The sequence below is a fragment of the Streptomyces sp. NPDC057428 genome (genome assembly GCF_042803195.1).
Classification (GTDB): Bacteria; Actinomycetota; Actinomycetes; order Streptomycetales; family Streptomycetaceae; genus Streptomyces.
In genome coordinates this window covers 26,684-50,743 of the sequence record NZ_JBHVCT010000047.1, presented here as the reverse complement: position 1 = coordinate 50,743, position 24,060 = coordinate 26,684, and the positions used below count along the sequence as shown (strand labels likewise).

General features: G+C 68.5%; 23 protein-coding genes, 1 tRNA gene and 2 pseudogenes. 12 read left to right on the top strand and 14 right to left on the bottom strand.

Annotation, left to right across the window (positions count from 1 at the left end):
* Positions 1 to 237: 237 nt before the first annotated feature.
* Positions 238 to 957: a DUF5324 family protein gene (locus ACFU5K_RS19295; protein WP_384062995.1), complete on the bottom strand. Its 720-nt coding sequence runs from the start codon at positions 955 to 957 to the stop codon at positions 238 to 240.
* A gap of 347 nt (positions 958 to 1,304) precedes the next feature.
* Between ACFU5K_RS19295 and ACFU5K_RS19290 the strand changes: the two genes are divergently transcribed.
* Both ACFU5K_RS19290 and ACFU5K_RS19285 read left to right on the top strand, forming a co-directional pair.
* Entirely contained in the window at positions 1,305 to 1,832 is a 528-nt protein-coding gene (locus tag ACFU5K_RS19290) for a peptidylprolyl isomerase (protein ID WP_384062993.1), read from the top strand.
* Between the two features lie 159 nt (positions 1,833 to 1,991).
* Positions 1,992 to 2,897: a rhomboid family intramembrane serine protease gene (locus ACFU5K_RS19285; protein ID WP_384062991.1), complete on the top strand. Its 906-nt coding sequence runs from the start codon at positions 1,992 to 1,994 to the stop codon at positions 2,895 to 2,897.
* Between the two features lie 244 nt (positions 2,898 to 3,141).
* On the opposite strand, the gene crgA is transcribed toward ACFU5K_RS19285, so the two are convergent.
* Positions 3,142 to 3,396, bottom strand: a complete 255-nt coding sequence (gene crgA, locus ACFU5K_RS19280) for a cell division protein CrgA (RefSeq protein ID WP_384062988.1) — start codon at positions 3,394 to 3,396, stop codon at positions 3,142 to 3,144.
* 136 nt (positions 3,397 to 3,532) lie between these two features.
* Between crgA and ACFU5K_RS19275 the strand changes: the two genes are divergently transcribed.
* The 5 genes from ACFU5K_RS19275 to ACFU5K_RS19255 all read left to right on the top strand — a co-directional run bounded on the left by ACFU5K_RS19275 (position 3,533) and on the right by ACFU5K_RS19255 (position 7,366).
* Positions 3,533 to 4,300, top strand: coding sequence for a DUF881 domain-containing protein (locus ACFU5K_RS19275; RefSeq protein WP_384062985.1), 768 nt, complete (start codon positions 3,533 to 3,535; stop codon positions 4,298 to 4,300).
* A gap of 95 nt (positions 4,301 to 4,395) precedes the next feature.
* Complete coding sequence (locus ACFU5K_RS19270; RefSeq protein WP_384062982.1) at positions 4,396 to 4,584, top strand: hypothetical protein; 189 nt, start codon at positions 4,396 to 4,398, stop codon at positions 4,582 to 4,584.
* Positions 4,581 to 5,219 (top strand): aminodeoxychorismate/anthranilate synthase component II, encoded by a 639-nt coding sequence (locus ACFU5K_RS19265; protein WP_384062979.1) that lies wholly within the window; start codon positions 4,581 to 4,583, stop codon positions 5,217 to 5,219. Before ACFU5K_RS19270 ends, ACFU5K_RS19265 begins: the two co-directional genes overlap by 4 nt.
* Entirely contained in the window at positions 5,216 to 6,601 is a 1,386-nt protein-coding gene (locus ACFU5K_RS19260) for a class E sortase (protein WP_384062976.1), read from the top strand. Before ACFU5K_RS19265 ends, ACFU5K_RS19260 begins: the two co-directional genes overlap by 4 nt.
* A gap of 36 nt (positions 6,602 to 6,637) precedes the next feature.
* Positions 6,638 to 7,366: a class E sortase gene (locus tag ACFU5K_RS19255; protein WP_384062973.1), complete on the top strand. Its 729-nt coding sequence runs from the start codon at positions 6,638 to 6,640 to the stop codon at positions 7,364 to 7,366.
* Positions 7,367 to 7,475: 109 nt separating this feature from the next.
* Here the strand turns inward: ACFU5K_RS19255 and pknB are convergent, their stop codons facing one another.
* The 6 genes from pknB to ACFU5K_RS19225 all read right to left on the bottom strand — a co-directional run bounded on the left by pknB (position 7,476) and on the right by ACFU5K_RS19225 (position 15,511).
* Positions 7,476 to 9,452, bottom strand: a complete 1,977-nt coding sequence (pknB, locus tag ACFU5K_RS19250) for a Stk1 family PASTA domain-containing Ser/Thr kinase (RefSeq protein WP_384062970.1) — start codon at positions 9,450 to 9,452, stop codon at positions 7,476 to 7,478.
* Between the two features lie 168 nt (positions 9,453 to 9,620).
* Positions 9,621 to 11,078, bottom strand: coding sequence for a peptidoglycan D,D-transpeptidase FtsI family protein (locus ACFU5K_RS19245; protein ID WP_384062967.1), 1,458 nt, complete (start codon positions 11,076 to 11,078; stop codon positions 9,621 to 9,623).
* On the bottom strand, positions 11,075 to 12,484 hold the full coding sequence (locus ACFU5K_RS19240; protein WP_384062964.1) for an FtsW/RodA/SpoVE family cell cycle protein: 1,410 nt from the start codon (positions 12,482 to 12,484) through the stop codon (positions 11,075 to 11,077). The genes ACFU5K_RS19245 and ACFU5K_RS19240 overlap by 4 nt, the downstream gene beginning before the upstream one ends.
* A gap of 23 nt (positions 12,485 to 12,507) precedes the next feature.
* The gene (locus ACFU5K_RS19235; RefSeq protein ID WP_384062961.1) at positions 12,508 to 13,995 is read right to left on the bottom strand and encodes a Stp1/IreP family PP2C-type Ser/Thr phosphatase; all 1,488 of its coding nucleotides are present in this window, start codon (positions 13,993 to 13,995) and stop codon (positions 12,508 to 12,510) included.
* Between the two features lie 129 nt (positions 13,996 to 14,124).
* On the bottom strand, positions 14,125 to 14,640 hold the full coding sequence (locus ACFU5K_RS19230) for an FHA domain-containing protein (RefSeq protein WP_327116858.1): 516 nt from the start codon (positions 14,638 to 14,640) through the stop codon (positions 14,125 to 14,127).
* Between the two features lie 10 nt (positions 14,641 to 14,650).
* Positions 14,651 to 15,511, bottom strand: coding sequence for an FhaA domain-containing protein (locus ACFU5K_RS19225; protein WP_384062958.1), 861 nt, complete (start codon positions 15,509 to 15,511; stop codon positions 14,651 to 14,653).
* A 315-nt stretch (positions 15,512 to 15,826) separates the two neighbouring features.
* Between ACFU5K_RS19225 and ACFU5K_RS19220 the strand changes: the two genes are divergently transcribed.
* Positions 15,827 to 15,909, top strand: a tRNA-Leu gene (locus ACFU5K_RS19220).
* Positions 15,910 to 16,422: 513 nt separating this feature from the next.
* Here the strand turns inward: ACFU5K_RS19220 and ACFU5K_RS19215 are convergent.
* A pseudogene (locus tag ACFU5K_RS19215) lies at positions 16,423 to 16,648 on the bottom strand (FMN-dependent NADH-azoreductase); the annotation flags it as partial.
* A gap of 48 nt (positions 16,649 to 16,696) precedes the next feature.
* On the opposite strand from ACFU5K_RS19215, the pseudogene ACFU5K_RS19210 reads away from it, so the two are divergent.
* From ACFU5K_RS19210 to ACFU5K_RS19195, 4 genes and pseudogenes are all read left to right on the top strand, one after another.
* A pseudogene (locus ACFU5K_RS19210) lies at positions 16,697 to 17,042 on the top strand (hypothetical protein); the annotation flags it as partial.
* A 287-nt stretch (positions 17,043 to 17,329) separates the two neighbouring features.
* Positions 17,330 to 18,787: a DUF2252 domain-containing protein gene (locus ACFU5K_RS19205; protein WP_384062955.1), complete on the top strand. Its 1,458-nt coding sequence runs from the start codon at positions 17,330 to 17,332 to the stop codon at positions 18,785 to 18,787.
* A gap of 59 nt (positions 18,788 to 18,846) precedes the next feature.
* Positions 18,847 to 19,848 (top strand): J domain-containing protein, encoded by a 1,002-nt coding sequence (locus tag ACFU5K_RS19200; protein WP_384062952.1) that lies wholly within the window; start codon positions 18,847 to 18,849, stop codon positions 19,846 to 19,848.
* 43 nt (positions 19,849 to 19,891) lie between these two features.
* Positions 19,892 to 20,236, top strand: a complete 345-nt coding sequence (locus ACFU5K_RS19195; protein WP_384062949.1) for a rhodanese-like domain-containing protein — start codon at positions 19,892 to 19,894, stop codon at positions 20,234 to 20,236.
* A 177-nt stretch (positions 20,237 to 20,413) separates the two neighbouring features.
* On the opposite strand, the gene ACFU5K_RS19190 is transcribed toward ACFU5K_RS19195, so the two are convergent.
* The 5 genes from ACFU5K_RS19190 to paaA are packed head-to-tail and all read right to left on the bottom strand — an operon-like array spanning position 20,414 to position 23,983.
* Positions 20,414 to 21,475: a 2Fe-2S iron-sulfur cluster-binding protein gene (locus ACFU5K_RS19190; RefSeq protein ID WP_384062947.1), complete on the bottom strand. Its 1,062-nt coding sequence runs from the start codon at positions 21,473 to 21,475 to the stop codon at positions 20,414 to 20,416.
* Positions 21,476 to 21,976: a 1,2-phenylacetyl-CoA epoxidase subunit PaaD gene (paaD, locus tag ACFU5K_RS19185; protein ID WP_384062944.1), complete on the bottom strand. Its 501-nt coding sequence runs from the start codon at positions 21,974 to 21,976 to the stop codon at positions 21,476 to 21,478.
* Positions 21,970 to 22,671 carry a 1,2-phenylacetyl-CoA epoxidase subunit PaaC gene (paaC, locus tag ACFU5K_RS19180; protein WP_384062942.1) on the bottom strand — a complete coding sequence of 234 codons (702 nt, stop codon included), beginning with the start codon at positions 22,669 to 22,671 and terminating at the stop codon, positions 21,970 to 21,972. The genes paaD and paaC overlap by 7 nt, the downstream gene beginning before the upstream one ends.
* Complete coding sequence (gene paaB / locus ACFU5K_RS19175; protein ID WP_327116884.1) at positions 22,668 to 22,958, bottom strand: 1,2-phenylacetyl-CoA epoxidase subunit PaaB; 291 nt, start codon at positions 22,956 to 22,958, stop codon at positions 22,668 to 22,670. Before paaB ends, paaC begins: the two co-directional genes overlap by 4 nt.
* Positions 22,955 to 23,983, bottom strand: a complete 1,029-nt coding sequence (gene paaA / locus ACFU5K_RS19170) for a 1,2-phenylacetyl-CoA epoxidase subunit PaaA (protein WP_384062939.1) — start codon at positions 23,981 to 23,983, stop codon at positions 22,955 to 22,957. The genes paaB and paaA overlap by 4 nt, the downstream gene beginning before the upstream one ends.
* Positions 23,984 to 24,060: the final 77 nt, after the last annotated feature.

The following is a 24,060-nucleotide window of genomic DNA, read 5'->3' as shown; positions in this document are numbered from 1 at the left end:
GGTCGGACGGGCTCTCTTCCGTAGGGAGCCCTCGGGCGGGTGAGCCAGTTCGCGGTCCGTCGCGGTCACCTCGCTGCCTCCAGCCGCAGGAACTGCCGGTGTGCCGCGGTGCCCCGCACTCGCGTGTCCCCCGATTCGGTTTCACGTGAAACGGCGAGGGGCGCCGGAGACCGTGAGGTCTTCCGGCGCCCCTCGCAGACGTCCGATTCCCGGGCGGGCCGGGTCAGCGCTGTCGGTCTAGCGGTTGTCGTCCCGGCCGTCCGCCCGCTCCGGGCCGGACTCGGCCTCGTCCTGCTTGACGCGGACCTCCGGGTCGAGAACCGAGGTGCCGCTGCCGTCGACCGACGTCAGAGGAGCGCGGTCATCAGCCACCTCGGTGGGGGCGGGCGGCTCGACGAGCCAGTCCGGGTTGGCCTGCTTGTCCCACCACTTCCAAGCGGCGAAGGCGCCGGCGGCCAGCACGCCGATCACCAGGAAGCCCTTGGCCGTCCGGCCGGCCTTGGCCCGTCGCTCATGCCTCTTGACGAGCTTGTGGATCTCCTTGGCCGTGACCTGGCCACGCAGTGCCGCCAGCGCGGCCGTGCTGCGTGCGGTGGCCTCCTCGGCCATGGGGCGGCTCGCCGCCACGGCGTACTCGACACGGGGCACGGTGTAGTCCGCCGCGGTCCGTGCTGCACTGCGCGTCCGTACAGCGGCCTTGTGCGCGGCCTCGTCGACCTTGGGGGGCACATGCGTCAGTGCCTGTTCGATCCGCGGGGCGAGATGCGCGCCGTACTGGACGCGCGCCTGCGCGGCTGCCTTCGACATCTTGGGCGCGAGCCGTGCGCGAGCCTCCTGGGCGTAGTGGGCGGCCTGTTCCTTGGCCGTGTCGGCGTAGGGCGCCACCACTTCCGCGGCGTGCTGCGCGCTGTCCTTCGCCGAGTAGGTTGCGGCGCGCACGCTGTCGATGCGGGTCACGGGATCCTCCTCCTTGGTGGCGGGTAGGTACTCCGCCTATCCACCCAATTCGAAATCATGCCCGCTGAGGCACGAAGCGCCATGCGGGACGGGCATCCGGGTCATGTCGGCATTCTCGGGCAACGCGGTGCAAGAGGAGCGTGTCGACGACGATGTCACGGTTCGTGTCGGCGCGCTGCGTGCCGTCCGGCACTTGGCCGTACGTTTCGCGCAAGACGTGCGGGAAGGGTGTGGGAAAGCGGGCAACGAGGTGAGCGCGCCTCTGCCGCGGGGCGGTGACCGGCGTGTGGAGGGGTGCACCGTGCGAGGATCGGTGGTCATCAGCGAGGACTTACGGAAGGCAGATCGTGGCCGAGGAGCTTTACGCCACTTTGAAGACCAACCACGGCGACATCGCGATCCGGCTTCTGCCGAACCACGCGCCCAAGACGGTCAGGAACTTCGTCGAGCTCGCCCGGGGCGAGCGAGAGTGGACCGACCCGGAGACCGGCAGGAAGTCCACGGACAAGCTGTACGACGGAACTGTCTTCCACCGCGTCATCAGCGGCTTCATGATCCAGGGCGGCGACCCGCTGGGGAACGGAACGGGGGGCCCGGGCTACGAGTTCGGTGACGAGTTCCACCCCGACCTCGCCTTCACCCAGCCCTACCTCCTGGCGATGGCCAACGCGGGGCCGGGTACCAACGGCTCGCAGTTCTTCGTCACGGTGTCTCCCACCGCCTGGCTGACCGGCAAGCACACCATCTTCGGTGAGGTCGCCGACGAGGCGGGCAGGAAGGTCGTGGACGCCATCGCGGCCGCTCCGACCAACCCGCGCACCGACCGGCCGCTCCAGGACGTGGTGATCGAATCGGTCGTCGTCGAGACCCGCTGATCCGACGCGTCCGCCCCCTTCCCGGGGCCGCTGAGCCGACGGGCGGGTGCCCGCACGGGAACCAACCGCGTTGCTCGTCCGTACTGCTACATAACGGGCGAGCGGGCGGTTGCATGTGCGCGCCGCCTCCCCGGACGAGGACCGAAGGGGCCGTGACCGATGGAGAAGCAGCAGCCGCCGGAAGACCGGGACGGGTCCACGGCCGCGGGTGGCCCTCCCACCTGTTATCGCCACCCGGAGCGGGAGACGGGGATCCGCTGCACGAGGTGCGAGCGTCCGATCTGCACGGACTGCATGATCGGGGCATCGGTGGGATTCCAGTGCCCGGACTGTGTCCGTCAGGGATCCGGTACGGGCCATCACCCCGTGGCCGCCCGGCCGCGAACCCTGGCAGGCGGCAGCGTCGCCGCCGACCCACGGCTGATCACCAAGATCCTCATCGCTCTCAACCTCGTCGTCTTCATCGTGGTCTGGGCCAGACCGGAGCTGCTCGACGATCTCCTGCTGTTCGGCCGTGCCACCACGGACGATCCCTCGGCCGGCTACGAGGGAGTCGCCGAGGGGCAGTGGTACCGCCTGGCGACGTCGATGTTCCTGCATGTCGAGGTGTGGCACATCGCCTTCAACATGCTGGGGCTGTGGTGGCTCGGAGGGCCTCTCGAAGCCGCGCTCGGCCGCGTCCGCTACCTCGCGCTGTACCTGCTGTCCGGGCTCGCGGGCAGTGCGCTCACCTACGTGATCGCCGCTCCCGCGCAGGGGTCACTAGGGGCGTCCGGCGCCGTCTTCGGTCTCCTGGGCGCCACGGCTGTGCTCATGCGCCGCATGAACTACGACCTGCGTCCCGTGATCGCGCTGCTCGTGGTGAACCTGATCTTCACCTTCAACCCATGGGGCAGGATCGCCTGGCAGGCACACGTAGGCGGACTCGTCGCCGGTGCCCTGATCGCCATCGCCATGATTCACGCACCGCGCGAGCGTCGGAGTCTCGTGCAGTACGGCGCCTGCGCACTGGTCCTGCTCGCGGTCGTGGCCGCAGTCCTGGCGAGAACCGCTGCGCTCACCTGAGCGGAATTGCTTGCTCCAGAGATGCGGTTGTCCACAGAACGTGCCTGAGTCTTGTGTACGACGTGGGGAACAGGTGTGCCCCTTGTCGCTGAACCGGGTTCTCCCAGCAAGGACAAGGGGCACACCCTCTCGCAATGCGTAAGTGTGCAGTCACACCAGCGTCAACCGCGAGGGAAGTTATCCACAGATCGTCTGACCTTTTCCCCCGCCTGTGGATAACTCTGTGGGTAACTTCAGGGCAGAGCTACTTCCACTGCGTGGAGACGCCGAAACCACCCGCGATGAAGCCGAAGCCCACCACGATGTTCCAGTTGCCCAACGCGCTGAGCGGCATGTCGCCCTCGGTGACGTAGAAGAGCACGATCCAGGCCAGACCGACCAGGAAGAGCGCCAGCATCACCGGCGCCACCCAACTGCGGTTGGACAGCTTTATGCTCGTCGACTGCTTCGTCGGCGGCGGCGTGAAGTCTGCCTTCTTGCGGATACGTGACTTCGGCACGAGGAACTCTCCTGTCGATGCGCTGCGTGACCGCGCAGGGATCTGTGGCTGGCGCCGGGGCGCAAGGGGGAATGCTGCCTCCCCGGGGCGTCCGTTAGCGTAGTGCTTCCGTGGCGCCTAAGGAGATAAGGGTACGTTGAGCAATTCTGGCGACTCTCCTCGCGGCCCGGCCCGACGCATCTCCCGTCGGCCGGTCCAGGGCCTCACAGCGGCCGTTTTCGCGCTGGCCGGACTGATCTTCGTCACCAGTGCCAACGCGGCCAAGGGGACCGACATCCGTACCGACTCCTCCCTGCTGAAGCTGTCCGATCTCATTCAGCAGCGCAGCGAGAAGAACGCGGAACTGGACGAATCGACCTCATCCGTCCGGGCGGACATCGACACCCTCGCCAGGCGGGACGACGGGAGCACCCGGGCCGAGGACCGCGAACTCGACGCACTGGAGAAGGCCGCGGGCACCACGGCGGTCACCGGTGAGGCGCTGTCGGTCACGCTGAACGACGCCCCGCCGAATGCCACGGCCAACCCCGGATACCCCGATCCGCAGCCGAACGACCTGGTCATCCACCAGCAGGACCTCCAGGCCGTGGTCAACGCTCTCTGGCAGGGCGGGGCGCGGGGGATCAGGGTGATGGACCAGCGGCTGATCTCCACGAGCGCGGTGCGCTGCGTCGGCAACACGCTGATCCTGCAGGGCCGGGTCTACTCGCCCCCGTACAAGGTCACCGCCGTCGGCGACCGGGGGAATCTCAGGCAGGCGCTCGACGACTCCACGGCGATCCAGAACTACCGGCTGTACGTGAAGGCGTACGGGCTGGGATGGAAGGTCGAGGAGAACGACAGGCTGACTCTCCCCGGCTATTCGGGCACGGTCGACCTCCACTACGCACGGCCTGTGCGGTAGGACGGCTCCGGGCCCGTCCGTGTGGCTTTCCACAGCTGACCCACGCCTGAGCCCGCGCCGTTTAGTCTGGTGCCGTACTGAACGGAGGCAACAGCATGTACGGCTGGATCTGGCGGCATCTGCCGGGCAACGCATGGGTACGGGGCTTCATCTCGCTCCTGCTGGCCCTGGCGGTTGTCTACGCGCTCTTCCAGTACGTCTTCCCGTGGGCGGAGCCGCTGCTCCCGTTCGGTGACGCGACGTTGGACGGCGAAGGCACGGGCGGAGCGGGGACCGGTCAGTGAGCGCACGCATTCTCGTCGTCGACAATTACGACAGCTTCGTCTTCAACCTCGTCCAGTACCTCTACCAGCTCGGCGCGGAGTGCGAGGTCGTCCGCAACGACGAGGTGACCACGGCACACGCCGACGACGGCTTCGACGGAGTCCTGCTCTCCCCCGGGCCGGGCACCCCCGAAGAGGCCGGCGTCTGCATCGAGATGGTGCACCACTGCGCGCGGAGCGGCGTCCCGGTCTTCGGCGTCTGCCTGGGCATGCAGTCGATGGCCGTCGCCTACGGCGGCGTGGTGGGCCGGGCTCCGGAGCTGCTGCACGGCAAGACCTCCCCCGTACTGCACGAGGGCAAGGGGGTGTTCGCCGGGCTGCCGTCCCCCTTCACCGCGACGCGCTACCACTCGCTGGCCGCCGAACCCGCGACGATCCCGCCCCAGCTGGAGGTCACCGCGCGCACCGTCGACGGCATCATCATGGGGCTGCGCCACCGTGAACAGGCCGTGGAGGGAGTGCAGTTCCACCCCGAGTCGGTGCTCACGGAACACGGGCACCTGATGCTCGCCAACTGGCTGGAGCGGTGCGGAGACGTGGGTGCCGTGGCGAGATCGGTGGGGCTCGCCCCGGTGGTGGGCAAGGCCGCGGCGTGACCTCATTCCGCCCCGGCTCCGGGCAGGAAGGCTCGTACGCGCAGGAAGCGTACGAGCCCGACGGCACGTTCGAGGCGGCGGTGGAACAGCTCGCTGACCCGCTGAACGACCCGCTTCCGGGACAGCACGCCTCCCCGTGGCCCCGGGCTGAGACCGCAGCGGCCGACGACGAGCCGTCCGGGACGCCCAGGACGCCGTCCCAGGCGCCCGGGGAGACCCCGGGTGAGTGGTACGACCCGGAGGGCTACCAACGGGACTGGTACGGGCAGCAGAGGCCGGACGCGGACTCCGCGTCGGGCAGGCCGGGCACTGGCCCCACGTCGGGCCCTGCCGAGGGGACCGCGGTGCTCCCCGGACTCGTGTCCGCGGTGGCTGAATCCACGCGGACCACTGCCCTTGAGTCCGCCGAACCGACGCCACGCCGCTCCGCCCCCGAAAGCGCGGCGGTTCCGCCCCCGTCGGCCGTCGGCGACGAGACGATAGCCCTGCTGACGGCCGGCACACGGCTGGCGACGGGGCCGGCAGGTACGGACGCCACGACGACCACGGCCGAAACGGCGCCCACCGGTGGCCGCGCCGAGCGCCGGAAGGCGGCCAAGGGGCGCGGACGACGGCGGCCGGAGCCCGGACGTCCGGCGGCATCGGGGACCGCCGGGTCCGCGGCCCCGATGTCACGGGTCGAGGCTCGTCGCGCGGCCCGTGCGGCCAAGGACAGCCCCGCCGTGATGGCAAGCCGGGTCGTCGGGGAAGTCTTCATCACCTGCGGTGTGCTGATGCTCCTGTTCGTCACCTACCAGCTGTGGTGGACCAACGTCCGCGCCGACCAGATCGCCGGCCGGGAGACGCACAAGATCCAGGACGGCTGGGCGAGCGGCGAACGGAGCCCCGGTGCCTTCGAGCCGGGCCAGGGATTCGCCATCCTGCACATCCCCAAGCTGGACATGGTCGCGCCGATCGCCGAGGGCGTCAGCAAGGAGAAGGTACTCGACCGCGGCATGGTCGGTCACTACGGCGAGGGAAAGCTGAAGACCGCGATGCCGTCGGCGGAGCAGGGCAACTTCGCGCTGGCGGGCCACCGCAACACCAACGGCGAACCGTTCCGATACATCAACAAGCTGAAGCCCGGCGACCCGATCGTGGTCGAGACGCAGGACGCCTACTACACGTACGAGATGACCAGCATCCTTCCGCAGACGTCGCCCTCGAACGTCGCGGTGATCGACGAAGTCCCCCCGGGCTCCGGGTTCACCGGTCCCGGCAGGTACATCACACTGACGACCTGTACGCCGGAATTCACGAGTACGTACCGAATGATCGTGTGGGGCAAGATGGTCGACGAACGCCCGCGGAGCAAGGGGAAGCCCAACGCGCTCGTCGGCTGAAGCGGGCTGGACGACATCACGACAGGGGCGGGTGCGGTGGCAGCTGGGACCGAGCAGGACGAGCGTGTCGACGTGCCACCGCCGCCTGCGCGACGCGGCGGCCGCCATCCCGTCGCCGCGGCTGTGAGTCTCTTCGGTGAACTGCTGATCACCGCCGGCCTGGTGCTTGGCCTGTTCGTCGTCTACTCGCTGTGGTGGACCAACGTCCTCGCCGACCATGAGGCCGACAAGCAGGGCAACACCGTCCGTGACCGCTGGGCGGGCGGCCCGGGGGCCCTGGACACGAGGGACGGCATCGGCTTCCTCCATGTGCCCGCCATGAAGAACGGTGAGGTGCTGGTCGGGAAGGGCACCGGCACCACGCGGCTGAACAGCGGCGTGGCCGGCTACTACACGGACCCCGTGAAGTCGGCCCTGCCCTCCGACAAGGCCGGCAACTTCGCCCTCGCCGCGCACCGGGACGGACACGGCGCCAAGTTCCACAACATCGACAAGGTGAAGAAGGGCGACGCGGTCGTCTTCGAGACCAAGGACACCTGGTACGTCTACAAGGTCTACGCGAAGCTGCCGGAGACCTCGAAGTACAACGTCGACGCGATCGCCGCCGTCCCCAAGGAGTCGGGCGTGAAGAAGCCCGGCCGCTACATCACGCTGACGACGTGCACCCCCGTCTACACGTCGAAGTACCGCTACATCGTGTGGGGCGAGCTGGTGCGCACCGAGAAGGTGGACAGGGACCGCACGAAGCCGGCGGAGCTGCGGTAGGCCCCCGGTCGGACAGGCGTGGATCCGTCCGGAACGGCGACAGGGCCCCGGCCACCTTCGAGGTGACCGGGGCCCTGTCGCCGTCCCGACCGGCCTGACGCGGCCGGTCCTACTGTCCGGCGGGGCCGCCGAAGATGTTTCCGCCGCCCCCGCCCGCCACGGTCTGGACGTTCACTGCGCTGTTCTTGTCGACCATCTGGCCCGTCTGTGGCTGGAATCCCAGAACCCGCGCCTTGTCGTCGTTCGGACCCAGGACGTTGCCCAGCTGCAGACCGGCCTGCGCCAGTGCGTTCTTGGCCTCACCCAGTGTCTTGTTCTGCAGGTCCGGCACCGCTACCTGCTCCGGCGCCGGCGGGCCCTTGGAGACCTTGAGGACGATCTGGACGTCCTTGGCCTGCTTGCTGTTCGCGGGCGGGGTCTGCTCGATGACGGTGCCGGCGGGCTGATCCGAGTCGACATCGGTCCGGGACACGTTGTCGAACCCGACCCCCTTCAACTGGGCCTCGGCCTCCTCGAACGACCTGCCGACCACTCCGGGCACGTTCTGGGTCGTCTTCTTGGCCACGGTGATCGTGACCTCGGAGTCCTTCTCGGCCTTCGAGCCACCCTCGGGGTTCTGCGAGATGACCGTGTCCGGGGTCTTGTCGGACTCGGCCGTCTTGACGTTCACCGTGAAGCCCTTGTCCTCCAGGGCCTTGCGGGCGCTCTCCTCGTCGTCGTCCAGGACGTCCGGGACCTCGACCTTCGGCGCACCGGTGGAGACGACCACCGTGACCGTCTCGCCCGCGTTCATCTCGCCGGTCGCCGACGGGGACTGGCTGCAGATCTTGTCCTTCTCCTGGGTGGCGCAGGGTTCCTTGGCGCCGACCTTCAGGACGACTCCGGAGTTCTCCGCGAGTCTCTGCGCATCGACGACCGTCGACCCGACCAGGTTGGGGACGTCGATCTTGCCGCCGCTGCCCTCGGTCTCGGTGAAGACCGCTCGGCCGATGAGGATCGCGCCGATGAGCACCAGGACGCCGGCGACGACCAGCAGGATCGTCGAGGTGTTGCTCTTCTTCTGGCGTCGGCGGCCCGGGCGGTCGTCGTAGTCGTAGCCGCCGTCGTCCAAGCGGACCGGGGGCAACATGGACGTCTGGGCGCCGTTCGAGTCCGCCGCACGCAGGGCGGTGGTGGCCTGATCGCTGTTGTAGGCGTTGTAGCCCCCGTATCCGGCGGCGCCCATGGCCGCCGTGGCGGCGACCGGCTGACCGTCGAGGCAGGCCTCGATGTCGGCGCGCATCTCGTCGGCCGACTGGTAGCGGTAGTCGGGATCCTTGGTCAGCGCCTTCAGGACGATCGCGTCCATCTCGGGCGTGATCTCGGGGTCGAAGTTGCTCGGCGGCTGCGGCTCTTCACGTACGTGCTGGTAGGCGACCGCGACGGGCGAGTCACCGACGAACGGAGGCCGGACGGCGAGCAGCTCGTAGAGCAGGCAGCCGGTGGAGTACAGGTCGGAGCGGGCGTCGACCTGCTCGCCCTTGGCCTGCTCCGGGGAGAGGTACTGGGCGGTGCCGATGACCGCTGCGGTCTGGGTCATGGTCATGCCCGAGTCACCCATGGCGCGGGCGATGCCGAAGTCCATGACCTTGACCTGGCCGGTGCGCGTCAGCATGACGTTCGCCGGCTTGATGTCGCGGTGGACGATCTGGGCGCGGTGCGAGTACTCGAGAGCCTGGAGGATCCCGACCGTCATCTCGAGGGTCCGCTCGGGCAGCAGCTTGCGGCCGGAGTGCAGGAGCTCCCTGAGCGTCGACCCGTCGACGTACTCCATCACGATGTACGGGATGGACACGCCGTCGACGTAGTCCTCGCCCGTGTCGTAGACGGCGACGATCGCGGGGTGGTTGAGCGAGGCGGCGGACTGGGCTTCACGGCGGAACCGTGCCTGGAAGGACGGGTCACGGGCGAGATCGGCCCGCAGCGTCTTCACAGCGACGGTGCGGCCGAGCCGGGTGTCGTGGGCGAGGTAGACCTCGGCCATGCCACCACGGCCGAGCACCGAGCCCAGCTCGTACCGGCCGCCGAGGCGACGCGGCTCTTCCATAACTGATCCAGCCCTCTCCGTCAGTCCTGACCGCACCCGTGTGTGGTCCGGCGGTGCGCTGTTCGCGCTTACGCTACCGGGCCCGCCCGGTGTGATCGGCCCGCATCCTTCAGCTGATATCCGACCGGTATGCCAATGTGCGGGTGTGGACAGAAGTTATGACAGGTGTCACTTCCTTCCGTCGAGTACCGCCTGCATCACGCTCTTGGCGATGGGCGCGGCCAGACCGCCACCTGAGATGCCGTCCCGGTTGGCGTGGCCGTCCTCGACTACCACGGCCACGGCGACCGGGGAACCATGGTCGGTCTTGGCGTACGAGATGAACCACGCGTACGGCTTCTCACTGTTGTTGAGGCCGTGCTGTGCGGTGCCGGTCTTGCCACCGACGGTGACGCCGTCGATCTGGGCGTTGGTTCCCGTGCCGGTCTTGACCACGGTCTCCATCATCTGCTGCACCTTCTGGGCGTTCTCCGCCGAGAGGGGCTGGCTGAGCTGCTCCTTCTCGTGCGTGTAGATGACGTCCAGGTTGGGGGCCTGCCGCTGGGCGACCATGTACGGCTGCATGAGCTTGCCGTCGTTGGCGATCGCGGACGCCACCATGGCCATCTGCAGCGGGGTCGCGCGGTTGGACGCCTGGCCGATGCCCGCCATGGCGTTCTGCGGCTGGTTGTCCTTCGGGTAGATGCTGGCGTCGGCGCGGACCGGGGTGAAGACCTCTTTGTTGAAGCCGAACTTGTCGGCCTGCTCAATCATCTTCTTGTTGCCGAGGTCGTGACTGATCTTGCCGAAGACGGTGTTGCAGGAATAACGGAGCGCTTCCCGGAGAGAGGCGTCCTTGCAGGGGATGCTGCCCTCGTTCTGCAGCAGGTTGGTGGACTGCGGGAGGCGCCAGGGCAGCGGGGAATCCGTCTTCGCGTCGATGTCGGTGTAGAGGCCGTTCTCGAGCGCCGCGGACGCGGTGACGACCTTGAACGTCGAGCCGGGCGGGTAGGTCTCCCGCAGGGCCCGGTTCAGCATCGGCTTGTCCTTGTCGTTCAGGAGCTTCTGCCGAGCCTCCGAGTCCTTGAGCGAGTTGCCCGCGAAGACCGAAGGGTCGTACGAGGGTGTGCTGGCGAGCGCCAGGATGGCTCCGGTCTGCGGGTCGAGAGCGGCGACGGCGCCCTTCTTGTTCCCGAGGCCCTTGAAAGCGGCCTTCTGGGCGGCGGCGTCGAGGGTGGTGACGATGTTCCCGCCGGTCTTCTTCTCGCCGGTGAACATCGACAGCGTGCGGTCGAAGAACAACTGGTCGCTGTTGCCGGTGAGGATGCCGTCCTCGATGTTCTCCAGCTGCGAGGAGTCGAAGGCCTGCGACGAGTAGCCGGTGACGGGAGCCCACATGGGACCGTTCTTCCATACCCGCTTGTACTTGAAGTCGCTGTCCTTGGTCTCGACCGAGCCCGTGACGGGTTCGCCGTCGACGATGATGTTGCCGCGCTCGTGGGCGTAGCGCTCGATCTGGACGCGGCGGTTGTGCTCGTTCGCGTTGAGTTCGTCGGCACGGACGTACTGGACGTAGTTCGTGCGGACGAGCAGGGCGAGCACGAGGATGCCGCAGAAGATCGCGATCCTGCGGAGCGGCTTGTTCACGGTCGGACCACCTGGGTCATTTCGGCGTCCGGGGACGGTGCGGGGGCAGGTGCGGGCCGGCGGGCGGTGTCGCTGATCCTGATCAGGATGCCGATGAGCGCCCAGTTGGCGATGACGGACGAACCGCCTGCCGCGAGGAACGGCATCGTCATACCGGTCAGCGGGATGAGGCCCATGACACCGCCGGCGACGACGAAGACCTGGATGGCGAAGGCCCCGGAGAGGCCGATGGCCAGGAGCTTGCCGAAGGGGTCACGCGCGGCGAGCGCGGTACGGACACCGCGTTCGACGATCAGACCGTAGAGCAGCAGGACGGCCATCATCCCGGCGAGGCCGAGCTCTTCTCCCACGGTGGCGAGAACGAAGTCCGCGTTGGCTGCGAACCCGATCAGGTCTGAGTGTCCCTGACCCCAGCCGGCCCCGAGTGTTCCGCCGGAACCGAAGGACATGAGGGACTGTGCGATCTGGTCGGTCTGCTGCAGCGTCTGGTCGGAGAAGGGATCGCGCCAGGCATTGACACGCTGCTGGACGTGGGGCTCGAAGGTTGCGACGCCGACCGCGCCGGCGGCAGACATCACCAGGCCGAAGACGATCCAGCTCGTACGTTCCGTTGCGACGTACAGCATGATCACGAAGAGGCCGAAGAACAGTAGCGATGTGCCGAGGTCGGTCTCGAAGACCAGAATCAGGATCGACAGTCCCCAGATGACCAGGATCGGTCCGAGGTCACGTCCCCTAGGGAGATAGATGCCCATGAAACGACGGCTCGCCAGAGCCAGCGCGTCGCGCTTCACCATCAGGTAGCCGGAGAAGAACACCGCAATGATGATCTTCACGAACTCGCCGGGCTGGATGGAGAAAGGACCGAGACTGACCCAGATCTTGGCGCCGTTCACAGCGGGAAAGAACATCGGCAGGATCAGGAGCACCAAGGCCACGACCATGGAGATGTAGGTGTAGCGCTGCAGGATCCGATGGTCCTTGAGCACGAGCAGTACGGCCACGAACAGTGCCACGCCGATGGCCGAGTACAACAACTGCTTGGGCGCGTCCGGAGTGAAGGAACCCCATCGGTACTCAGCGCGCTGGATCAGCCGGGGTGACTGGTCAAGGCGCCAGATCAGGACGAGGCCCAAGCCGTTCAAGAGGGTGGCGACCGGGAGCAGGAGAGGATCCGCATACGTGGCGAATCTGCGTACCACGAGGTGCGCCACACCGCCGAGAAAGACGAGACCGAGTCCGTAGCCGAACATGCCGGAGGGCAGAGTGCCGTCCATGGCAAGACCGACATTGGCGTACGCGAACACCGAGATGGCGATCGCGAAGCAGAGGAGTACCAGCTCGGTGTTGCGACGGCTGGGCGCGTCGATCGCGCCGATGGTGGTGGTGTTGGTGACAACGCTCATGGTGCTGAAGGCCCCCTACGGCTTTACTGCTTACCGCACTGCGGGACCAGCTTCTTCTCTTCCTCCGAGAGGCTGGGGCCGGGAGTGGGAGTCGCGGTCGTCTTGGTCCCCTTGGCGGGGGACTTGGCGGAAGTGCTGTCGGTGGTCTTGGCCGCGTCCTGGTCCTTGGCGGCATTGGCGTCCGCCTCGGCCGCACGGCGCTGTGCGTCCTTCTTGCAGGCGGAGGCCTGTGCTTCGAGTTCGCCGACCTTCTTGCGGGCGTCGGTGATGTTGCCCTCGGCGATGGTCGCCTCGACCTGCTTGCGCTGGTAGGGCGGGAGGTACTTCAGTTCGATCTGGGTGTTCTCCTCGACCTTCGAAAGAGAGACCCAGGCGAGATCCTGGCTGATGCCGCGGTACAGGGCGACGTTGTCGTTCTCCGCGCCGACGTAGAACTGCGTCTGGGTCCAGCGGTAACCGCCGTACACCCCGCCGCCGATGACGGCCAGCGCCAGCACGATGTAGAACGACCGCTTCAGCCACCTGCGGCCGCCACGAGGCTTCACGAAGTCATCATCGGTGTACGCGTCGAAGGCGTCGTCCCGGCCCGAGCCGTAGCCCACGTCGTCGCCGCTGCCGGGCGGGCCGAAGCCTCCGGCGGGGGGCGGCACGGTGCGGCCGAGGCCTGCCGCGCGTCCCGCCGGCGTCTCCATGGCCCGGCCGTCGTTCGCCTGGGCGGCCTGATTCTCCGCGACCGCGCCGACGACGACCGGGGTGTCGTTGAGCTGCCCTGCCAGGGTGTCGTTGCCGTCGACGTCGAAGACGTCCGCGACGATGCAGGTGATGTTGTCGGGCCCGCCGCCTCGCAGTGCGAGCTGGATCAGGTCCTGGATGGTCTCCTGCGGGCCCTGGTAGCTGGCCAGGGTCTCTTCCATCGTCTGGTGCGAGACGACCCCGGAGAGTCCGTCCGAGCAGATCAGGTAGCGGTCACCGGCACGGACCTCACGGACCGAGAGATCGGGTTCCACGTGGTCGCCGCTGCCCAGGGCCCGCATCAGCAGGGAGCGCTGCGGGTGGGTGGTGGCCTCCTCCTCGGTGATCCTGCCCTCGTCGACAAGACGCTGCACCCATGTGTGGTCCTGGGTGATCTGCGTCAGCACACCGTCACGCAGGAGGTACGCGCGGGAGTCGCCGACGTGTACGAGGCCGAGGCGCTGACCGGTCCACAGCAGGGCGGTGAGCGTGGTGCCCATGCCCTCCAGCTGGGGATCCTCCTCGACCATGCCGCGCAGCTGGTCGTTGGCCCGCTGCACCGCCGTACCGAGTGACGTGAGGATGTCGGAGCCCGGGACGTCGTCGTCGAGCTGGACCAGAGTGGAGATCACCTCGGAGCTGGCGACCTCGCCGGCCGCCTGGCCGCCCATACCGTCGGCGATCGCGAGAAGGCGGGGGCCGGCGTAACCGGAGTCCTCGTTGCCTTCCCTGATCATGCCCTTGTGCGATCCGGCGGCGAAGCGCAGGGACAAGCTCATGCGCACCTCGCCCGTCGGTTCGGGGTACAGCCGGTCTCGAGCCACACTGCCCACCCTCCGGTCGGGAGCCGGGCCGGGTCCATCGTCAGGACCGCAGCGGCTCGCTCGCTCCGCTCGCTCATTGTCGTACTACTTCCGCAGCTCGATGACGGTCTTGCCGATGCGGATCGGCGCGCCCAGCGGAACAGGTGTCGGGGTGGTGAGCCGGGTCCGGTCGAGATAGGTGCCGTTGGTGGACCCGAGATCCTCGACGATCCACTGGCCGTCACGGTCCGGGTAGATCCTGGCATGCCTGCTGGACGCGTAGTCGTCGTCCAGCACGATCGTTGAGTCGTGTGCCCGGCCCAGGGTGATGGTCTGCCCCTGGAGCGCGACCGTGGTGCCGGTGAGAGTGCCTTCGGAGACGACCAGCTTTGTGGGAGCCCCACGGCGCTGGCGACCCGACTGCTGGCGCTGCTGAGGCGGCGCCGCCTGCTGTTGGCGAGCCTGTTGCGGGCGGGTGTCACTCGCGGTGCGGCGTGAGCCGCGCTGCGTGACACGCGTACCGAACAGGTCGCTGCGAATGACCTGGACGGCCACGATTACGAATAGCCACAGAACAGCCAGGAAACCTAGCCGCATGACCGTAAGGGTCAGCTCTGACATTGCCCCCGCTTCACCCTTCGGCTTGCCGGTAAACGATGGTGGTACTGCCCACGACGATTCGCGAGCCGTCGCGGAGCGTAGCGCGGGTGGTGTGCTGCCCGTCCACCACGATGCCGTTGGTGGACCCGAGATCCTGGATCGTCGAGGGCGTTCCGGTCCTGATCTCACAGTGCCGGCGCGATACGCCGGGGTCGTCGATCCGCACATCGGCGTCGGTGCTTCGTCCCATCACCAACGTCGGGCGGGAGATCTGATGGCGGGTGCCGTTGATCTCGATCCAGCGCCTGACCTGGGCGTCCGGTGCGGGGCCTGACGGAGCCGGCGGACGCCAGTCGCTGGAAGGTCCGCCGGATCGACCGGAGCCCGGCGGCGGGGCCGCGGGCATGGGCGGAGCGGCGGACGGAGGGTAGCCGTAACCGCCACGGCCCTGAGGAGCGCCGGGCCGGCTGGACTGGGCATCGGCGGCGGGGCCGGACTGCTGGCCCTGCTGTGACGAACTCGACGCCAGGGTCCTGCTGCGGACGCGGTAGAGACCGGTGTCCAGGTCGTCCGCCTTCTCCAGGTGGACCTTGATCGGTCCCATGAAGGTGTACCGCTGCTGCTTGGCGTAGTCACGAACGAGACCCGCCAGCTCGTCGCCGAGCTGTCCCGAGTACGGGCTGAGGCGCTCGTAGTCAGGGGTGCTTAGCTCGACGATGAAGTCGTTGGGTACGACGGTCCGCTCGCGGTTCCAGATCGTTGCGTTGTTGTCGCACTCGCGCTGGAGGGCTCCCGCGATCTCGACCGGCTGCACCTCGGACTTGAAGACCTTGGCGAAGGTGCCGTTGACCAGACCTTCGAGACGCTGCTCGAAACGCTTCATGACTCCCATGGGGCACCTCCTCCGGTGTCGTCATCCCTGTACTGCTTACTGATCGTATCCACGCGTAGGGAAATCGGCTGGTTCCCCTTGTCTGCACAGTGGATGAGTGTCACCTCTCACACGGATCGTAGAGGTGCCCTCGTCACAGTGTCCCGCACTCCGGGTGCACTCAGGAGGAGTGGGGGCGGGCTTCCCGCGTTCCCGGTTCCCTTCGTGGGTCCGCCGAAACAACGGATGTGAATCCACCCAGTCCAGCGTGCTAATCTTCCGTTTGTCGCCAGGCGCTCGCACCTCACAGTGAGAGGGCCTGAAAACACCACTCATGCGCGAGTGGCGGAACGGCAGACGCGCTGGCTTCAGGTGCCAGTGTCCTTAGGGACGTGGGGGTTCAAATCCCCCCTCGCGCACAACAGGTAGCCGCTTGTGGCTGCCGAGTTGATAGAGAGAACCCCCGCACCGGAGAGATCCGGGGCGGGGGTTCTTCGTTGTCTGCACCCCTGGTCGGCTCCCGGTACGCCCTGCCTGCGTGCGACCCGGCGTCGGGGCGCGCGCAGGGGCCTGTCGAACGGAGGGATCCGGGGCGGGGGTGACCGGACCTGCCCAGCTGTTTCCTGCCCCAGGCCTCAAGTGCAGGACTCGTCGGCGGCAGGAGATTGTGCGAGCGTTGCTTCCGCGAGTGCGGTGAGAGCGCGGGCATTTGTGAGTTTGAGCGTCTCCGTGATGAAGCGCGCATGCGGTGAGGGGCGGCAGCGGTCGGCGTGGCAGGTGTTTCACGTGAAACGTCGCTTCCGTACCGAAGGGGCGTTTCGCGTGTCCCAGTTTGTGAGCCTTCTCGCGGGTGAACCTGCGAACCGCGCGGAGTTGCTGGGGGCGTGTGCCCACGGCAGGTGGCGGCCGTGGGTGAGTCGGCGCCGCCCGCATCAGGCCGCCAGGCGTGTTGCGAGGGCCTTAGCCTTCCCCCTTGGCGTCCGCGAACACCTGCGTGCGGGACGCGTCCGTGAGGAGGATGAGTTCGGCCATCTCGGGCTTGGAGTGGACCAAGGTCAACTCCGGCACGATGAAGTCCACTTCGGCGCCCAGCAAGCCCGTAAGCACCTTTTCCAGGTAGTTCTGGACGAACTCGGAGTCCTCGCGCGGGGTGCCCGGGGTGTCGAGGTGTGGCAGCGGATCGGCTGCGAGATCGCGGTGGATGACAGTTTCGGGAGCATCTTCCGGCCCGAGCTCCAGGCCCGGCTTCTTCGGCTCCGTCCACGCCTTCTGGAACGGTGCGGGCTTCGTCGAGGGTGTGCGCAGCCACGTGTACTTCGGCGGTCGCGCGCTGGGTGGCCATGTACTCGTGCTGGCGCTGTGGTTCGTTTCCGGCCTTGCAGAGGTAGGGCCCGCGGGTCTGGTGGAGGCGAAGCGGCTTCGCGACGCCGCGGAGCGGGAGCGGGTGGTGGCGGTTGCGTGCATCTCCTCGCCGGCCTCTCTCACAGCCTCTCCCACGGCCTCTTCCACAGCCTCCTCGGCCGAGGAGGAGATGGAGGAGGCGGTCGGCGTTGCGACCCATCGGGCGTCGACGGCTGTTGTCGTCGGGCGGTACCTCGGGAGCGGCACCGCCTGCCCGCAGGCCGATCGCTCGGCGCTTGTCGGCGCGGGCGTACGCCTCCCGCCCGCGCGCGTCGGCCGTGGCTCCGGCCTCCGGGCGGACGGGCGGTCGCCGGACGGTTGTCCACAGGCTCGCTTCACGTTGTCCACAGGGGCAGACGGTCGTCATGCACCGCCTGTACCGTCGTCCGCAGTTGATGTTGGGATGACGACTGCACGAGGCGGGGGAGGCGGAGCTCCATGGGTGAGGTCGAGGCGAGGGTGTCGGTACAGCGGACTGCGGGAGAGCCACGTATCCCGTTCGTGCCCGGGTTCGCACGGCGCGCCGAGGCCGGTGTGCGGCCGTCCGGCCCGGGCGCGGCGTCACGTAAGGCGGCGGGTAAGGCGCTGAGGCTCGAAGTGCCCCGCTCGGAGCACAGTTCCCTGGTCCTGCCACCGGGAAGACCGGACGCGGTGCAGGCCGTCGAGGAGTCGAACCTGGGCCGGGTGCCTGGTCTGACACCGATACGTGTGGGGCGGATGGCCGCGACCCCCTTCGCGTTCCTGCGAGGTTCGGCCGGACTGATGGCCCACGACCTGACTGGTACGCCGTTCACGGGTGTCGGCGCCCAGCTCTGCGGAGACGCCCACGCGGCGAACTTCGGCCTGTACGGCGATGCTCGGGGCAACCTGGTCATCGACCTCAACGATTTCGACGAGACCGTTTTCGGCCCTTGGGAGTGGGACCTCAAGCGCCTTGCCACCTCGCTGGTACTCGCGGGGCGCGAAGCCGGGGCCGACGAGGACACCTGCCGACAGGGTGCTTTCGACACGGTGGGTGCGTACCGGCGCACGATGCGTCTGCTGGCCAGGCTGTCCGCACTCGACGCGTGGAACGCCATCGCGGACGAGGAACTCGTTTCCCACACGGATGCCCGCGATCTGCTCGGGACGCTGGAGCGGGTGTCGGCCAAGGCTCGCAACAACACGAGTGCCCGCTTCGCCGCCAGGTCGACAGAGGACTGCGAGGACGGCGGTCGCCGTTTCGTCGATGCGCCGCCCGTACTGCGACGCGTGCCGGACGTGGAGGCAGCCGCGGTGGCAGCGGGGCTCGAGGGTTACCTCGGCACGGTCTCCGAGGACAGGGTGCCCCTGCTGGCCCGGTACGCGATCCACGACGTGGCCTTCCGGGTGGTCGGCACGGGCAGTGTGGGGACTCGGTCCTACGTGGTGCTGCTGCTCGATCACCGCGGCGAGCCCTTGGTGCTGCAGGTGAAGGAGGCCCGCCCCTCGGCCCTCTCGCCCTATCTCCCCCAAGTGGGCTTCGACGTGCCGGGCGTGCAGCACGAAGGGCGTCGGGTGGTGCTCGGCCAGAAGCGGATGCAGGTCGTCAGCGACATATTGCTCGGCTGGGCCGAAGTCGACGGCAGGCCGTACCAGGTGCGCCAGTTCAGGAACCGCAAGGGCAGTGTGGATCCGGCCGCGCTCGCGGCGGACGAGGTGGACGACTACGGACGGATGACCGGGGCGCTGCTCGCCCGTGCGCATGCGCACACCGCGGACCCCAGGCTGCTCGCGGGCTACTGCGGTAAGAACGCCGAGCTGGACGAGGCGGTCGCCGATTTCGCCGTGACCTACGCCGACAGGACCGAGGCGGATCACGCCGAACTCGTCAGGGCTGTCGGATCCGGGCGAATAGCCGCCGAGCTCGGTGTCTGACCGGCCCGTGCCGTGACCTCGTGTCCCCGGGGCGCCGGCCGTGGCCATACGCTGGACGGGTGACCCACGAAGCCGCCGGGGTGCCGACCACCCGGAACGACGAAGACCGGCAGGACCAGGACCGGCAGGACGAGCCGCAGTACGCGCAGGACGCGTCGCAGGGTGACCTGCGGGCGGACAGCGACCGCGGGCAGCGGGACAGCACCGAGGCCGGTGGAGCGGGTGCTGATCCGTCGGCGGACACGCCCGCCGACGTGGGTGAGGCGCCGGTGGGCGAGGCTGCCGCGCCCAGGCCGGAGGAGCGGCTCGCGAAGGCCGTACGTGTGGCCGAGCAGGCCTTGATCGAGTTCGAGATCGCCGTAGAGACCTTCCGAGTCGAGGTGGAGAACTTCTCCCGGCTGCACCACCAGAAGCTCGGCCCGATGTACGCGCGTCTGGACGAGCTCGACGCCCAGATCGCGGAGGCACGGGCTGCGATCACGGGTGATCCGGAGGACGTGCGCAGGGCACAGGAAGCGCGGGCGATCGTGATGCCGATGCCCGGGGTCGACGAGCTCTTCCACGACTGGATGGACTCGGACGGTCTTTCGCCCGAGGCCTCGGCAATGCTCACCGAGCAGCCTGTCCGGCCGCCCAAGCGGGTCAGGCCGAGCGAGGAGGCGCGCAAGCTCTACCGCGAGCTGGCTCGCCAGGCCCACCCGGATCTGGCGCCGGACGAGAAGGAGCGCACGCGACGGGACGAGTTCATCGCCCGGGTCAACGCGGCCTACGGACGTGGCGACGTGGAACTGCTCAAGGAACTGGCGGCCGAGTGGGCGGCCGGTCCGGTGGCACCGGAGCTGCGACTCAGCGAGAGCGAGGAGCTCTACGCACGGCTGGACTGGCTCAGCCGCCGCAAGGAGCTGCTGACGGTTCTGGCCAAGGAACTGGAGGACAGCGCGATCGGCTCGATGCTGAGGATGGCGCCCGACGATCCCGACCGTCTCCTGGACGACATCGGTGAGAAGCTCCTGGGCGAGGTGGCCCAGCGCGAGGCGGAGCTGGCGGGCCTGGTGCAGTAGCGTTTCGACTGACTTGGCGTACGTACGAGAGAAGGCAAGACCCATGAATTTCGCTCCGCTGCCCTCGGTGGATGTCGCCGCGGTTCCGTCGGACGGCCTCGTGCTCGACGTCCGGGAGAACGACGAGTGGGCGGCGGGGCACGTCGAGGGGGCTCTGCACATCCCCATGAGCGACTTCGTCGGCCGCTTCGGTGAGCTGACCGAAGCGGCCGACGGAGGTCGGCGTGTGCACGTGATGTGCCGGGTTGGAGGGCGGTCCGCCCAGGTGACCCAGTACCTGGTGCAGCAGGGCATCGACGCGGTGAACATCGATGGCGGCATGCTCGCCTGGGACGGCGCCGGGCGTCCGATGGTCACAGACAACGGGGACTCGGCTTTCGTCCTCTGACGGCCGGTCCTTGAACGCCCGCCGTGGTGGGGCGGCCTCTGCGGCGGCCCGGTACGGCGGGCTCCTGGCGGCCCATGCTCGGGCCATGGCCGCCACGTCTCGGCGGCCCTCGCCCCTGCCCTGGCGGGCGGACCACTGACAGCTTGGACACCGCGGATCCAGGTGTCGCGTGGGCCGTCAGCGGTCGAAGTCGATCTCCACTTCCGGGGTGACGGCGTGTGACTGGCAGGCCAGAACAAACCCAGCGCCGGTCTCTTCCGGCTCGAGCGCGTAGTTGCGCTCCATTCGTACGTCGCCCGATACCAGGAACGCCCGGCAGGTCCCGCAGACTCCGCCCTTGCAGGCGTACGGAGCGTCCGCGCGGCTTCGCAGCACCGTGTCCAGCAACGATTCCCCGTCCTGGACGGGCCAGCTGCCCGATCGCCCGTCGAGGGTCGCCGTGAGCCTGCTCTCCGCCGGAGCGGTCCCCCGGGCCGCCGGTGGACGTCCGGTCCCCTCATCGGCGACGTGGAAGATCTCCTGATGGATCCGCGCCCGGTCCGCCCCGAGGGTGCGAAGCGCGCCTTCGGCCTCCCGGACCAGGCCGAAGGGTCCGCACAGGAACCAGCCGTCCACGTCGGGTACCGACAGCAGGGACGGCAGCAGACCGGTGAGGCGCTCGCGGTCCAGCCGGCCCGAGGGAAGACCGGCAGCCTGCTCCTCGCGCGACAGCGCGGTCACGAGCTGGAAGCGGTCCGGATAACGGTCCTTGAGGTCGGCCACCTCGTCGAGGAACATCGTCGAAGCGGCCGTCCGGTCGCTCCGGACCAGACAGAAGCGGGCCTTGGGCTCGCGTGCGAGCAGTGTCGCGGCGATCGACAGCACAGGTGTGATGCCGCTGCCGCCGACGATCGCCGCGAAGTGCCCGGGGCGTGGATCGAGGACGAAGCGGCCCATCGGTGCCATCGCCTCGATCCGGTCACCGACCGCAAGCTCCTTGATGGCGTAGGTGGAGAACGCGCCCCCGTCGACCATGCGGATGCCCACGCGCAGCGCCGGGGCGTCCGGCTGCTCGGTGGCGGGCGCACAGATCGAGTACGACCGGCGGATCTCTTCGCCGCCGGCGCTGTAGCGCACGTTCAGGTGCTGGCCGGGCCTGTGGCGGAAGGTCTCGCGCAGTTCGGACGGCACGGCGAGGGTGACGGCCACCGCGTCGTCCGTGATCCGTTCGATCGCGCTGACCCGGAGCGGATGGAACATCTACAACTCCTTGAAGTGGTCGAACGGTTCCAGGCACGCCACGCACCGGCGCAGCGCCTTGCACGCCGTGGAGGAGAACCTGCTCAGCAGTTCGGTGTCCGTGGAGCCGCAGTGCGGGCAGCGAACGGAGAGCGTCAGCGGCACCGGGCCGCCCGCACTGCCACCGGGACGCGGCGGCGCTATCCCGAACTCCGCGAGTTTGCGGCGTCCCTCGTCGCTGATGTCATCCGTCGACCAGGCCGGAGCGAGGACGGTGACGACCGATACCTCGGCCACACCGTGATCGTGCAGTACCCGTTCGATGTCGGCCGACATCGTCTCGATGGCGGGGCAGCCTGTGTACGTAGGCGTCAGGCGCACGACAACCCGGTCCGGACTGTCGGCCCGCACACCGCGGAGGACCCCGAGCTCATCGAGGGTGAGGACCGGGAGTTCCGGATCGGGCACGGAGCCCGCCAGGCGGTGGAGCTCCGCCTCCAGGGGTGTCTCGGAGGTCACCATGACGCCCCCGGGTGGCTGCGGTGCAGATGCTGCATCTCGGCGAGCATCCGTCCGAACGGCTCCGTGTGCAGGCCCTGCCTGCCCGCTCCCGCGGCCCATGCGCCGCTTTGCGGGCCGGACGGCAGAGCGAGGGTCGCGCGTTCCACCACCGTGGTGACAGCGGCCAGCCAGGCGTCGCGCAGCGTCTGCCACTCGACGTCCACACCTTCGACGGGCTCGAACAGCTCGCCGGTGAACTTCCACAGAGAGTCCAGACCCAGCTGCATGCGGTCGTGGCTCTCCGGAGTGCCGTCGCCGAGTCGCAGAACCCACTGCTCGGCATGGTCACGGTGATAGGCGACCTCCTTGACGGCCTTGGCCGCGAGGTCGGCGAACTCGCCCTCCCCGGCGGCCAGCCGCTCGTAAAGGCAGTGCTGGTAGACCGAGAAGTAGAGCTGCCGGGCGATCGTGTGGGCGAAGTCGCCGTTGGGCTGCTCCACCAGCTGGACGTTGCGGAAGGCCCGCTCCTCGCGGAGAAAGGCCAGCTCGTCCTCGTCACCGACGAACGAGAGCAGCATGCGCGCTTGCCCGAGCAGATCCAGGGCGATGTTGGCCAGCGCGACTTCCTCCTCCAGCACGGGGGCGTGACCGGCCCACTCCCCAAGCCGGTGCGAGAGCACCAGCGCGTCGTCGCCGAGGGCGAGGGCCGCGCTCACAGGTGCTTCACCCCTTCCGGGATCTCGTAGAAGGTGGGGTGGCGGTAGGGCTTGTCCCCGGCGGGTTCGAAGAACGAGTCCTTCTCGTCAGGTGACGAAGCGGTGACCTCGGTGGAGGGCACGACCCAGATGGAGACGCCCTCCGAACGGCGGGTGTACAGATCACGGGCGTTGCGCAGGGCCATTTCGGCGTCCGGCGCGTGCAGGCTGCCCGCGTGGGTGTGGGACAGCCCGCGCCGGGATCGCACGAACACCTCCCACAGCGGCCAGTCGGTCGAGCTGCTCATGCGGTCGCCTCCACGGGCTGTGCGGTGGCGCCGGCGGTTCCGGTCCGTGCCGCGTGCTTGTGTGCGTATGCAGCCGCCGCGTCGCGAACCCACGCGCCTTCCTCGTGCGCGGTGCGTCGCTGGGCGAGCCGCTGTTCGTTGCAGGGGCCGTTGCCCTTGAGGACCTCCTGGAACTCCGTCCAGTCGATCGCCCCGTAGTCGTGCTGTCCGAGGTCTTCGTTCCACCGGATGTCCGGGTCGGGGAGGCTGAGCCCCAGTGCCTCTGCCTGCGGGACACAGATGTCCACGAAGCGTCGGCGCAGCTCGTCGTTGGAGTGGCGCTTGATCTTCCAGGCCATCGACTGGGCGGAATGCGATGAGGAGTCGTCGGGCGGGCCGAACATCATCAGGGAGGGCCACCACCAGCGGTTCACCGCGTCCTGCGCCATTTCGTGCTGGGCGGAGGTGCCCCGGCTGAGGGCGAGCAGCAGTTCGTAACCCTGGCGCTGGTGGAAGGACTCCTCCTTGCAGATGCGGACCATCGCCCGTGCGTACGGTCCGTAGGAGCACCGGCAGAGCGGGACCTGGTTGGTGATCGCCGCGCCATCCACCAGCCAGCCGATCGCGCCGACGTCCGCCCAGGTCAGTGTCGGGTAATTGAAGATCGACGAATAGCGCTGACGGCCGGCGTGCAGCTTGTCGAGCAGCTCCTCGCGGCTGGTCCCCAGCGTCTCGGCGGCGCTGTACAGATAGAGGCCGTGACCTGCCTCGTCCTGCACCTTCGCCATCAGGATCGCTTTGCGGCGCAGAGAGGGCGCCCGCGAGATCCAGTTGGCCTCGGGCTGCATGCCGATGATCTCGGAGTGCGCGTGCTGGGCCATCTGGCGGACCAGCGTGGCCCGGTAGGCGTCGGGCATCCAGTCCCGGGGCTCGATCCGGTCGTCGGCCGCCACCGCGGCGTCGAAGGCCGCGGTGCGCTCCGCGTCCATCGGGTCCGCCGCGCCCGCTGTCCTCTGCGTCGTCTGGTCCGCAGTCAATGCCGCCATCCCGGGCTCCCTACCGACCGATCGTTCGGTTCCTTGGCTTCAATGGTGAGTCGGGGGCCCGTAGGGTGTCAACCCTG

What these genes read in the sequence shown, in the direction of transcription:
- ACFU5K_RS19285 (WP_384062991.1), top strand. Translation starts at nt 1,992, where the DNA reads ATGGAGAAGCAGCAGCCGCCGGAAGACCGGGACGGGTCCACGGCCGCG.
- ACFU5K_RS19270 (WP_384062982.1), top strand. Translation starts at nt 4,396, where the DNA reads ATGTACGGCTGGATCTGGCGGCATCTGCCGGGCAACGCATGGGTACGG.
- pknB (WP_384062970.1), bottom strand. Translation starts at nt 9,452, where the DNA reads ATGGAAGAGCCGCGTCGCCTCGGCGGCCGGTACGAGCTGGGCTCGGTG.
- ACFU5K_RS19240 (WP_384062964.1), bottom strand. Translation starts at nt 12,484, where the DNA reads ATGAGCGTTGTCACCAACACCACCACCATCGGCGCGATCGACGCGCCC.
- ACFU5K_RS19235 (WP_384062961.1), bottom strand. Translation starts at nt 13,995, where the DNA reads ATGAGCTTGTCCCTGCGCTTCGCCGCCGGATCGCACAAGGGCATGATC.
- ACFU5K_RS19230 (WP_327116858.1), bottom strand. Translation starts at nt 14,640, where the DNA reads ATGTCAGAGCTGACCCTTACGGTCATGCGGCTAGGTTTCCTGGCTGTT.
- ACFU5K_RS19225 (WP_384062958.1), bottom strand. Translation starts at nt 15,511, where the DNA reads ATGGGAGTCATGAAGCGTTTCGAGCAGCGTCTCGAAGGTCTGGTCAAC.
- ACFU5K_RS19205 (WP_384062955.1), top strand. Translation starts at nt 17,330, where the DNA reads ATGGGTGAGGTCGAGGCGAGGGTGTCGGTACAGCGGACTGCGGGAGAG.
- ACFU5K_RS19195 (WP_384062949.1), top strand. Translation starts at nt 19,892, where the DNA reads ATGAATTTCGCTCCGCTGCCCTCGGTGGATGTCGCCGCGGTTCCGTCG.
- ACFU5K_RS19190 (WP_384062947.1), bottom strand. Translation starts at nt 21,475, where the DNA reads ATGTTCCATCCGCTCCGGGTCAGCGCGATCGAACGGATCACGGACGAC.
- paaD (WP_384062944.1), bottom strand. Translation starts at nt 21,976, where the DNA reads ATGGTGACCTCCGAGACACCCCTGGAGGCGGAGCTCCACCGCCTGGCG.
- paaB (WP_327116884.1), bottom strand. Translation starts at nt 22,958, where the DNA reads ATGAGCAGCTCGACCGACTGGCCGCTGTGGGAGGTGTTCGTGCGATCC.
- paaA (WP_384062939.1), bottom strand. Translation starts at nt 23,983, where the DNA reads ATGGCGGCATTGACTGCGGACCAGACGACGCAGAGGACAGCGGGCGCG.